The organism is Bathymodiolus platifrons methanotrophic gill symbiont (genome assembly GCF_002189065.1).
GTDB lineage: Bacteria > Pseudomonadota > Gammaproteobacteria > Methylococcales > Methylomonadaceae > Methyloprofundus.
Map to the genome: position 1 here is coordinate 1 of NZ_BDMN01000373.1, position 7,432 is coordinate 7,432.

General features: G+C 41.2%; 6 protein-coding genes. 2 read left to right on the top strand and 4 right to left on the bottom strand.

Translation table 11 applies throughout. The features are described from left to right. Positions 1-1,457: 1,457 nt before the first annotated feature. The 4 genes from CDZ78_RS17800 to CDZ78_RS23900 all read right to left on the bottom strand — a co-directional run bounded on the left by CDZ78_RS17800 (position 1,458) and on the right by CDZ78_RS23900 (position 4,691). Positions 1,458-2,027 (bottom strand): hypothetical protein, encoded by a 570-nt coding sequence (locus CDZ78_RS17800; protein WP_140414175.1) that lies wholly within the window; start codon positions 2,025-2,027, stop codon positions 1,458-1,460. Positions 2,028-2,127: 100 nt separating this feature from the next. Further along, positions 2,128-3,045 (bottom strand): hypothetical protein, encoded by a 918-nt coding sequence (locus tag CDZ78_RS17805; RefSeq protein WP_087871182.1) that lies wholly within the window; start codon positions 3,043-3,045, stop codon positions 2,128-2,130. A gap of 5 nt (positions 3,046-3,050) precedes the next feature. Beyond that, complete coding sequence (locus CDZ78_RS17810) at positions 3,051-3,986, bottom strand: hypothetical protein (protein ID WP_140414176.1); 936 nt, start codon at positions 3,984-3,986, stop codon at positions 3,051-3,053. 579 nt (positions 3,987-4,565) lie between these two features. After that, entirely contained in the window at positions 4,566-4,691 is a 126-nt protein-coding gene (locus CDZ78_RS23900) for a hypothetical protein (RefSeq protein ID WP_280175599.1), read from the bottom strand. A 12-nt stretch (positions 4,692-4,703) separates the two neighbouring features. Here CDZ78_RS23900 and CDZ78_RS22330 point away from each other — a divergent pair, with 12 nt between their 5' ends. Further along, positions 4,704-4,874 carry a hypothetical protein gene (locus CDZ78_RS22330; protein WP_167374388.1) on the top strand — a complete coding sequence of 57 codons (171 nt, stop codon included), beginning with the start codon at positions 4,704-4,706 and terminating at the stop codon, positions 4,872-4,874. An 84-nt stretch (positions 4,875-4,958) separates the two neighbouring features. Continuing rightward, positions 4,959-7,430: an SF1B family DNA helicase RecD2 gene (recD2, locus tag CDZ78_RS17815; protein ID WP_087871184.1), complete on the top strand. Its 2,472-nt coding sequence runs from the start codon at positions 4,959-4,961 to the stop codon at positions 7,428-7,430. Positions 7,431-7,432 lie beyond the last annotated feature (2 nt).

The window sequence follows — 7,432 nt, forward strand, 5'->3', positions numbered from 1 at the left end:
TTTCCCATAGCCGCTGCAGCCAATCTTAATTTTGCGTGAGTCATCTTATACTATCTATCTCTTTATTCTTTTAAAAATACAATTGATTATTATTGATGCGCGGAGCGCGGTTTAAGAGAATACATATCGCTGGGATTGATAGTGATTGTGGGGAATGTGTTGGTTAGGGGTGGATAACATTTTTTCGTTATCCATGCTTTATCAACACGCCCGCAGGGAACCAACACATTCCCCACATGAACGGTATACAGCAGAATTTGTGGAATGCGGTCTGCGGTACAATAGGTAGGCGCGAAAAGATAGCCGACCTCGAGCTTATAAAATTGGTGTTATATCTGGAATCTGCTGTTTTTGATTGAGTCCGAAAAGGATTGTTTATTCTATCTTGGAGTATTCTACAGCTTCGGCAATAGGGTGCGCTAGATACTCTATAAGGCGGTTTAATGCCTTACTCCTGCCCCCCCACACTACCAAAGACTATTTTAAGGGGCTTAAAGGCTTCATTCAGCCCTGTGTAGATTGTATATGTTCCCAATTAGGTTATTGTTCAAGTAAAGCATGATTTAGCGTTACACTTAACTTGAACAAGATCCAGTGGAAACAGCAACAGAAGCTTATCTTAATTTAAATCCTAAAAACCCCGTATCAAACTTTAGAATGTTTATAAATGCAAAATTAAGCTCCTCTAAATCCCTTGGAGGTCTTTAGTTTAGTAGCTTATAGGGATTTTAGGATTTCAAAAAAATCAGATTTTTTTCGGATGCTTCACAAGTGGATGTTAATGTTTTCGATCAAGATTAAGTGGATGTTTCCATCTTGATTATTGTTAGGCTATTGTTCAAGTAAAGCATGGCTCAACGTTACACTTAGGAATGTGCACGAAATAACATCCTGAAGCAGCCAAGCTTGAATAATGAAATATCTCCCCTAAATTAAGGTTATCTTAATTTATTACTCAGTGGTTGTCTTATGTCATTTCCTTATAAAAAAAATATCGAAAAGTCGATGAAGAAATTTTATGACTCACTTTGTGAAAAAAATAAGCGACGGTATGCCGCCATTGAAAGTGAAAAATTATAAATAGATAATGATTAAAACATGATTGACGTGGTCTAATTGATTAGTACAACTCATTTTTCAATAGTCTCTTTTATCTTATCTGGGTCATATTTTTTAAGTCGAGCTTTAAAACATAATTAAAACGGTTCTGTCGCAAAAAATAAAATCACCTTATTACCTACGATTATAAGATTTAATTTCAGCCAAAGTAGGTTCACATGCTCAACTGAAAATGGCTCTATTTTTCAAGCCATTACTTTCCTGAATACCCCATGGTAATTGACTTTAACACTATATTATCGTAATTTTAATGATGGGATGAGACTGTTTTTATTTATATCATGGTGGGTAAAATTCCAACAGAATACGTCAGCCTAACTTTTTGTCAAACACCAGATCTAATCATAACTCCCTAACCACTGAGATAACTCGAGATTACAGTCGGTCGCCCAGGTATCATCGAAATCTGTAAAAGGTGTATCAGCCACCTCTTGACTCCCCTCTTGATCGCTACTCCAAGGCCCCTTATACGAGTGTATCCCATCCACGCCAAACAGACTCTGAGCTATATCGTCTCTGTGGGTGACTGAAGAATGGATTCCCCAAAGCTCCTCATCTGAATTTTCATCCAAATGCCTTTTTACTTCGCCGGTCAGCATCACATGATGAATGCTGGTTGTTTTTATCTGATAATATTTCCACTCCCCAATCTTTGTGAACCTATCCCAGAACTCTATTGGATCCCATGTAATAGACTCATTCCTCAATTGATTCTTGTAAAAGATATCCTGCGGAAGCATGCAATTAGCGCGGGAAAGGTAGACACGATCCTCCTTGCCATCTTCGTCTTCAGCATCAGCAAAAGCATTCTGAGATAATAATAAAATAACCCCAACATACACAATTTTCTTAAATAACATATTATTTTTATCCTGTAAATTACAAGTTGAATTCTGGAGACTGTACAAGCTGTTAGACCAGAGGACCCCCACATGAACCCAGAAATCCCCGTGGCTCAACAGAGCCACAACCGCCAAGTATCTCAAGTGCGGTTAAGTACTAGAGATGCTAATCCGTATGATTTTTAGCCAGACCCTCAGCCATATTAAACAACTCATCCGTAACTAACTCCAGATTCGGTTTGTTACTCGAAGACTCTAAAAGATAAACCTTATGACCAATTTTCCACCCGAGAGTATGATGAGAGAACCCCGACGGTGATTTTTGGACGACATAATAAGAATCATTGCCATTTACCGAAGAGTTGACTATCCCAGCGCCAATCGAAGTGGGCTCATTGTCGGGTATATAAGTCTCTGACAGTTTCACAAAGCCGATATCCAGGTACTGATAGTACCTGGAAAATTGACCTTTTCGCCCATCCTCATTTTCCCCCACCACCCCCAACTCTGTTTTATGACCAAGATACCTCCCCTTGGGTGGCTCAGGATCCTTCACAGGGGTAGGGGTGAACATTAGGAGCGAGGACTCCTCTCGCAGAGACTTAGACCCATCTGAAACAACCGCCATCGCTTCCATTGCTATTAATGCAGCATCATAATCATTTGATAATGTATAACCCTGTTTTTCCATGTCGGAAGTCCAAAGCGACACTTGCTTATCATAAATAGCGGAGGGGGCATTCTCTCGTTCTTCCATACCACGACCGCGTACTTTATATCCGGGGCGGTCCTTTTTATTAATAATGTGATTGTTCTTGGGAGATTTGATTATTCGACTGTTTTTATACTCTTGGACCTTATTGCCAGAGAGGTGTTTATCCCGTGGGAAATCCTTAGACTGAGGAGGTTTTTCAGATTGAGCATCCACGCCCTTGATCACAGAGTCTGCAGAGCCTCCACGGTCAGGTAAACCTCCACCTCCACTAAAAAAAGGTGTATACAAAGCCGTAGAGGGGTTGTTCTGTAAAGAATACGCTGCGGCAACAATCGACCCCAACACAAATATTATAATAAATGTTCTCATAGTATTTAAACCCCGGGGTTAGGTAAAGACTCCGCCAGTCTAAAAAAGTATGCCCTCGCTTGCGAATCAGTCCCTGTGTTCCATTGAGCAGTTATCACGTACATGTTTTTACCATTCACCCACAACAACTGAGCAAGAGGCAGGCCGTCTGGATCTACGGATACCGTATACCTTGCAGGCAAGCCATTTACAGTTTTATTTAGTTCCTCCGGTAATACGTGCTTAGTACGCCCCCCGGGTCCCGATCGCCTCTCGTCCAGCCTAATCACCCCGAGATATGGATCGTCAAAAATATGTTTTATCGCAGACCATCTATCCCCAGCAAGGGAGCCATAGGTATTGCTGGATATACGAGGGATTTCGGAAAACAACGAATTATTTATATCAGTCGGTTCAAACCTCAAATAATTACTAATACTCTTGATGTCAGCATGAAAACTTTCTGGAGCAAGACCCTTAGCAATCGCCTTTAATTTTGAAACTATCCCCAAATGGTCTCTTAAATTAGTATTGTTACGCTTTACTTCATAGTATCCTTTTACCTCCATATCGTGGAAGTTATCGCGGATCTTCTTCAAACGAGACTCCGAACCTCCTTTTACCTCAGGAGACGCAACAATTAAACCGCCCTTTAGATAGAAATCCCTTTTCCTGATCTGTTCCATAGTTAAATCATCACCCCAGGAAACAATTTCATCTAATTTACGCTTCGTCCCGAACTTAATTAAAGACTCTATTTCAGCATCCTTCTTCTCCTTCGCTCTAATCTGGTGGGTGGTAGGTTTTGGTGTCGCTACTTCAAACTCAGCTTCTTCCTGATTGAGTAAGAGGAAGGCAAAAAACACAACCCCCGCCAGTGAAACCACAACCAACCAATCAGTTTTTACCATATTACTATCTCCGGAATTAAACAGAATTAAACAGAGGTGGATTCGACTCATAAGTGCACCACCCCTAATTTACTGACATCCACGCCAGTATTTTCAAAAAAACACCTCGTAAGGTGTCTTAAATCCCAAACACTTTCTAGGTCTGGAGTTTAGCTTATGAATAGCTATCCTAACTTCTTCATAGGCAATATCACCCGAATTCATATAATAACTGAAGTTTCCCAATTATTGAGTAGCTGAAATACACAATGCTGGTGTATCGAGGTTTATTTTAGGTGGTTTTGCCATGTTTATAGCAAACCCCTACTTAATTCCCCTTAGGCAATAGCATTTGAAACGAATGAAAAGACTATTTTTTTCATATAGTTGTAGCATAGTTTCAATTTTACCATAAATAATTATTGGGAAACTTCAGTCTTACAATACCTTCGCCAAAATTAAAATACACTCATTTTTATGAATTTTATAGCCTATAAGCGATTGATTTATATGGGTGTAAGATTGTCATTTTTGGCTTAAATTAAAATTGGCGAAGGTATTGGTCTTACTTTGGTCATATTTTTAAGTCGAGCTTTAAAACATAATTAAAACAGGTATATCACCATGACAAGTACACAACAACGTAGCGAACTACAAAGCCAAATTTGGAAAATTGCGAAAGGCGCAGGGAAATTTGCCAATCCGAAGTGCGCGATAGCGCGCGAGGGAGGCTAAAATTTTATCCCGAATAGCCGTAGAACCATTTGAGGTAGCCATGACTGAGCTGCTTTGTGCTCAGTCTGTGGCGGACGCAGGGCGGCTGGAGCATTTCCTATTCGCTGCGTAGGTGAACGAATTACGGCGACAGGAGTCCCGGAATTTCGTGAGGTAGCATGGCGCGCCTATGCTTTTTCTCCTAGTTTTTGTTGTGGCGACAACATGACTAGAATGCATGAGTAGACTTTACTTGTCTCTCCAGGCGGAGCCTTTCGACCAACTCCACGTCCTAAGGACGTGGTTTAATTTTTAATTAATAACACAGCAATGAATACCATTACTGAAGTTCTGAAAGGGATAGTAAACAGAGTCACCTATCATAACCCAACGACGGGCTGGTCTGTTTTACGCTTGCAGCCCTTTCAGTCACCCCAGCAGCAAGAAACAGTGACTGTTCATCAGACCAAAGTCTTTGCCGGTGCAACCATGGAATTTCGGGGTGCCTGGACGATTGATCATAAATATGGCCGTCAGTTCAAGGCCACCGAAGCCATCGAGAAAAAACCCGCTACTACGGCTGCGATTGAAAAATATTTAGGCTCTGGTCTTATTAAAGGCATAGGCCCTCAGACAGCAAAGAAAATCGTTAAATACTTTCAGAAAGAGACGCTGGATATTTTCGAGAACGATATAAAGCGATTGACTGAAGTCCCTGGTATTGCCACAAAGAAACTCAAGACTATTGAAGATGCCTGGACTGAGCATCGTGCTATTCGCGAAGTCATGATGTTTCTTCAGGGCCATGGAATCAGTACCCTGTTTGCTGTGCGCATCTATAAACAATATGGCGATAAAGCAATAGCGATGGTGACAGAGGATCCCTATCGTTTAGCCAATGATTTTTACGGGATTGGCTTTTTCTCTGCGGATAAAGTGGCACTGAGTATTGGCCTTTCTAAAGATAGTCAACAGCGAATGGTGGCGGCAATTAAACATGTTTTAGCGGCCAGCCGTGAACAAGGGCATTGTTATCTGACTGAGCAACAGATTAACCAGGGTATCGTCGATCTGATTGAAATGAATTTAGGTGAACGTCTAGATGATTATCTTGGCTTAATGCAACAAGAGGGGCAGCTTTGTACCCGACAGCTTAATAAAGAAGGTGTTGAAACGACGGGTTATTACTCAAAAACACTTTATTATGATGAGACAACAGTCGCAACGATTCTACGGGGAATGAAAGGGTCTATTTCGAGTGATCCAGAAAGAATAGCAAACTGGATCAGTCACTATTGTCAGATTAAATCTATTGCTTTAAGCGATGAACAGGCCGATGCAGTTAAAGGCGTTGTGCAGCATCGCTTCTCGGTACTGACCGGAGGACCTGGCTGCGGTAAAACCACGACGACATTGGTAATTGTCCGTCTACTAGAAGCCATGAAAAAATCAGTTTTACTAGCGGCTCCTACCGGGCGAGCATCACAGCGAATGAGCGAGGTTATTGGCCGAGAGGCGAAAACCATTCATCGACTACTGGAGTGGAAAGGCGGCGAGTTCCAAATAAATGAAGAATCCAGGCTGAAGACTGATTTTTTGATTATTGATGAATGCTCAATGCTGGATATCAGTTTAACCGCTTCTTTATTGAAAGCGGTACCCGATAACTGTCAGGTGCTGTTTATTGGTGATCCCGACCAATTACCTTCAGTGGGTGCAGGCAATGTGCTTAAGGATATTATTTCCTCTGAGCTTATCCCTTGCTTTCGGCTAACCCAGGTATTTCGTCAGGCTAAAGAATCTTTGATTATCCAGTATGCGCATCAGATTAATAAAGGTGAAACACCTTATATTTCCTCCCCTTTTAAGACTCCTGACATCTGGAAAAATGGAGCAGATTGTCTGTTTATTGATTCAGATGAAGCGACTCAGGAACAGCTTGGATTTATTACTCGCGTGAAACGTCATTTTGACTGGCATACAAAAGAATTAGAGAACCTTGGTGCAGATAAAGTCAATCCCTCCCCTTTTGAATTCAGAATCGAGGAGGCCATTACTTCAGCTTATGAAGTTAGTTTTGTTGTCCCTGATAAATTCAAGCATGTGGATCTTGAGCAATTAACTCAAACTGATGCGCAGGTTGATGCCTTAAAGTCCGTGGTAAAGAAAATACACCCCTGGTCTTCATTGCATTACGGTCTGTCTGCTGTTGATAGCGTGGTTAAACTCTATCTTGAGTGGATTCCTAAATATCATGGGGCAGGCACGGAAATACAGATTTTAACGCCGATGACACGGGGTAGTCTGGGTTCTGCTAATCTCAATAAGGTGATCCAGGAAAAATCTAACCCACCCCATCAAAGTAAGTGCCAGTTGAAAGTAGGTGAACGAATATTTCGAGAAGGTGATCGCGTAATTCACCGGCGTAATAACTACGATCTTAATGTGTTTAATGGGGATATAGGGAAAATTATAACCATCAACAATGAGGAACTAACGGCTATGGTGTCTTTTTATCCTGATAACCGGGAAGTGCATTATAAGAAAGAAGATATTATGGAGCTAGATCTGGCTTATGCGATTACAATTCACAAGTCTCAGGGCAGTGAATTTAAGGCGGTGATTATTCCTATCCTCACCCAGCATTTTAAGATGCTGTATCGTAACCTGATTTACACGGGATTAACCAGAGCAAAAGATTTAGCTGTGTTTGTAGGGACTAGAAGAGCATTATCTATGGCCATAATGCAACAAGATGTGAGTCAGAGGCAGACAGCTTTAGAAAATTTGATTAAAGCTTAGGA

What these genes read in the sequence shown, in the direction of transcription:
- CDZ78_RS17805 (WP_087871182.1), bottom strand. Translation starts at nt 3,045, where the DNA reads ATGAGAACATTTATTATAATATTTGTGTTGGGGTCGATTGTTGCCGCA.
- CDZ78_RS17810 (WP_140414176.1), bottom strand. Translation starts at nt 3,986, where the DNA reads ATGAGTCGAATCCACCTCTGTTTAATTCTGTTTAATTCCGGAGATAGT.
- CDZ78_RS23900 (WP_280175599.1), bottom strand. Translation starts at nt 4,691, where the DNA reads ATGGCTACCTCAAATGGTTCTACGGCTATTCGGGATAAAATTTTAGCC.
- recD2 (WP_087871184.1), top strand. Translation starts at nt 4,959, where the DNA reads ATGAATACCATTACTGAAGTTCTGAAAGGGATAGTAAACAGAGTCACC.